Source organism: Roseateles sp. P5_E11 (assembly GCF_054049355.1).
Genome location: NZ_JBFUMO010000572.1, coordinates 1 through 3667, shown reverse-complemented (window position 1 = coordinate 3667; position 3667 = coordinate 1). Strand labels below are relative to the sequence as shown.

4 protein-coding genes are annotated in these 3667 nt (G+C 68.8%); 1 reads left to right on the top strand and 3 read right to left on the bottom strand.

Going from position 1 to position 3667, the window contains the following annotated elements; translation table 11 throughout:
• Together ACXJKR_RS27170 and ACXJKR_RS27165 are read right to left on the bottom strand one after the other, a co-directional pair.
• A partial coding sequence (locus tag ACXJKR_RS27170) for a pseudouridine synthase (protein ID WP_457325469.1) occupies positions 1–538 on the bottom strand: 538 nt, incomplete at its 3' end.
• A complete protein-coding gene (locus ACXJKR_RS27165; protein ID WP_457325467.1) occupies positions 538–1440 on the bottom strand; it encodes a DMT family transporter in 903 nt (300 codons plus the stop codon). The genes ACXJKR_RS27165 and ACXJKR_RS27170, both read right to left, overlap by 1 nt.
• Positions 1441–1503: 63 nt before the next feature.
• On the opposite strand from ACXJKR_RS27165, the gene ACXJKR_RS27160 reads away from it, so the two are divergent.
• On the top strand, positions 1504–2493 hold the full coding sequence (locus ACXJKR_RS27160; protein WP_457325466.1) for a quinone oxidoreductase family protein: 990 nt from the start codon (positions 1504–1506) through the stop codon (positions 2491–2493).
• Positions 2494–2497: 4 nt separating this feature from the next.
• On the opposite strand, the gene ACXJKR_RS27155 is transcribed toward ACXJKR_RS27160, so the two are convergent.
• A partial coding sequence (locus ACXJKR_RS27155; protein WP_457325464.1) for an ATP-binding protein occupies positions 2498–3667 on the bottom strand: 1170 nt, incomplete at its 5' end.

Below are 3667 nucleotides of genomic sequence, written 5' to 3'. Positions count from 1 at the left end.
CAAGAAGATCGAGCAGGGGCCGATTCGCATCGCGACGGTGCGCGGCATAGAGCGTGTCGCCCAGCATGGCATGCCCGATGGCGGCGAGATGCACGCGCAATTGATGGGTGCGACCGGTCAGGGGCTCGAGGGCCACGCGCGTGTGATYGCCTTCATGGCCGAGCACGCGCCAACGCGTCTGCGAGGGCTTGCCGTGTTCGAAGTTGACCTGCTGGCGCGGCCGGTTGGGCCAGTCGGCGCCGACCGGCAGGTCGATGAGGCCTTCGCCCTCGAGATGGCCGGCGACGACGGCGATGTAGAGCTTGTCGATGCGGCGCCCGGCGAAGTCGGCGCTGAGATCGCGTTGGGCGTCGAGGCCGCGGGCGAACAGCAGCAGGCCCGAAGTGGCCTGGTCGAGGCGATGCACGACCAACGCGTCGGGGTAGAGCATTTGCACGCGTGCGCTGGCGCAATCTGGCTCGCTGCGGCCCGGCACGCTGAGCAGGCCAGCGGGCTTGTCGATGACGACCAGACGGTCGTCGGCGTGCAGCACTCGCATCAACGCGACGAGACGAGGATGCCGGCGGCGATCAGCGCGAAGGCGACTCCGTGATACCAGGCCGGCGCGACGCCCAGCAGCGCCGCCGAGATGACGGCGGCAAACACCGGCGTGAGGTTGACGAAGAAACCGGCCAACGCCGGCCCGGCCTGGGCCACGCCCAGGCCCCAGCAGCGGTAGGCAATCAGCGACGGACCGATGGCGACATAGGCGAGCACGGCGACCAGGGTCGGGCTCCAGTGGATGGCGGCCGGTGCAACGCCCTGTTCCACGCCCGCCGCCACGCCCGAGAACACCACGCCGAACATCAGCTGGGCCATCAGCATCTCGGCCCAGTTCCAGTCCGGCCGTTCGCCTGGGCGCAGCCCGCGCACCGGCCGCGCCAGCATCCAGGAGTAGATGGYCCAGGTGAAGAGGGCCAGGAGCATCAACAGGTCGCCGGGTACAAATTGCACGGCCAGCAGGGCGGCGGGGTCGCCGCGCGCGATGACGACGGCCACGCCGAGCAGCGACAGGGCTGCGCCGGCCAGCTGGCGGCGAGTCGGCTTCACGCCGTAGAAGACGGCACCCACGCCGAGCATCCAGACCGGCATGCTGGCGGTGATCAGCGTGACGTTCAGCGGCGACGAGGTGTGCAGCGCCAGGTATTGCAGCGAGTTGTAGCAACCCATGCCAAGAAAGCCCAGCCAGGCCAGACCACGCCAGCGCTTCAAGGCCTCCCGCGGGTCGGCCAGCAGGCGGCGGGCCAGCGGAGCCAGCAGCACGAAGGCGAGCAGCCAGCGCAACGCGTTCAGCGCCATCGGCGGGATGTCGTTGCGCACCATGCGGCCGATGACGGCGTTGCCGGCCCACAGCAGTGGCGGCAGCGTCAACAGCAGAGCAAGGCGTGGGGTCAGTTTCATCAGGCGCCGCCGCGTGGGCCAAAGGGCTGGCACGATACCGGACTCGCGAACAGGAGACGCCGCATGAGTGAAAAAGCCGTTGTCATCGAAGCCCCGGGCGGGGYCGAGCAACTGAAGCTGATGGATGTGGAGGTCGGCGCCCCCGGTCCGGGCGAGATCCGCATCCGCCACGAGGCCTGCGGGCTGAACTACATCGACGTCTACCACCGCAACGGTACCTACGCCTTGCCGCTGCCGGCGCGGCTGGGCATGGAAGGCGCGGGCGTTGTCGAGGCGGTGGGCGAGGGTGTCACCCACCTGAAGGCCGGTGACCGCGCGGCCTATGCGAGCAATCCACCGGGGGCATACGCGACCGCCCGTGTGATGCCCGCCAAATGCGTGCTCAAGCTGCCTGACGCCATCGATTTCGAGACCGCCGCGGCCATGATGCTCAAGGGTCTGACGGTGCAATACCTGCTGCGCAAGACCCTGCCCCAGGGTGGCCTGCAGCCGGGCGACTTTGTGCTCTTTCACGCGGCGGCCGGCGGTGTCGGGCTGATCGCCTGCCAATGGGCGCGGGCGCTTGGCCTGCAGCTCATCGGCACCGCAGGCAGCGACGAAAAGTGCCAGCTGGCGTTGGACAACGGCGCGGCACATGCCATCAACTACCGCCGTGATACGGACTTCGCCGCCAAGGTGCGCGAGATCACCGGCGGGCGCGGCGTGAAGGTGGTCTACGACTCGGTCGGTGCCGACACCTGGGAGGGCTCGTTGAACAGCCTGGCGCCTTTTGGCCTGCTGGCCAGCTTCGGCGGTGCCTCGGGTCCGGTGCCGCCCTTCAGCGTGAGCACGCTGGCGGCCAAGGGCTCCATCTATGTGACGCGGCCGACGCTGTTCACGCACATCGCCACGCGCGAGGCCACGCAGGCCATGGGCGACGAGCTGTTCGAGATGGTGGCCAGCAGCCAGGTCAAGGTCCGCATCGACAAGCGCTATACGCTGGCGGACGCGGCCCAGTCCCACCGCGATCTGGAGGCCCGCCAGTTGGTGGGCAGCGCCGTGCTGCTGCCCTGAAACTTTAAGCCGGCGCCCGGCCGAGTTGCAGCTCGAAGCTGAAGGAGGAGCCGACGCCGGGCTCGCTCTCGACGGTGATCTCGCCACTCATCAGACTGACGAGGCGCTGCACGATGGTCAGCCCCAGGCCCGTGCCACCGTAGCGGCGCGTGATGCTGCCATCGGCCTGGGTGAAGGGGTCGAAGATCTGGCCGATCTGGTCGCGCGTCATGCCGATGCCGGTGTCGGTGACGGCCACGCGCAGCCGCAGGCGGTCGGGGCCGTCACCGTCGCGCGCGTCGGCCAGGGCGATCTCGATGCGCACTTCGCCGCGCTCGGTGAACTTCAATGCGTTGCCAATCAGGTTGATCAGCACCTGGCGCAGCCGCAGCGCGTCGCCGACCAGCCACGGCGGCACGCCGGGCTGTACGCGGGCGTGCAGCTGGATGCCCTTGTCATGCGCCTGTAGCAGCAGAGGCTGCAGGGATTCGCCGAGGCAGTCGTGCAGGCTGAAGGGCTGCTCGTCGATGACGATGCGGCCGGCCTCGATCTTGGCCACGTCCAGCAGGTCGTTGATGATGGTCATCAGCCCCTTGGCCGACTGGTGGGCCATGCCGATGAAGCGGCGCTGGCGCTCGTTGAGTTCGGTCTGCAGCACCAGTTCGGTCAGGCCGAGCACGCCATTCATCGGCGTGCGGATCTCGTGGCTCATATTGGCCAGGAAGCTGCTCTTGGCCTGGCTGGCGGTTTCGGCGGCCTCGCGCGCGGCGACCAGGGCGGCCTGGCTGGCCTTGAGATCGGCGATGTCGTGGGCATTGAAGAGCATGACCGTGTCGCCAGTGACCGGGTCGCGCATGGGCCGCGCGTCCAGTGCATGCCAACGCAGGCCGGCCAGGGTCTGCAATTCGACGTCCTGGTGGCAGGTCTGGCCGCGCTGCACGCGGCCCAGGATGCTGGCGGCATCGCCAATGTGAGCAAACAGGCGGGTGAACTCGGTCTGGTCGGGGCCGGGCGGCGTGTCACCGAACGTCAGGGCCGCAGCCGGGTTGCGCATCAGCAGTTCGCCCTGGCCGAGGCCGAAAACGGCGATGCGCACCGAAGTGTGTTGCACAGCCTCAACGCCGCGCAGCATGGCGAGATCGGCCCCGCCGCCCAGCGAATCGGCCGCGAACAGCATGACCTGACGGCGTTCCGG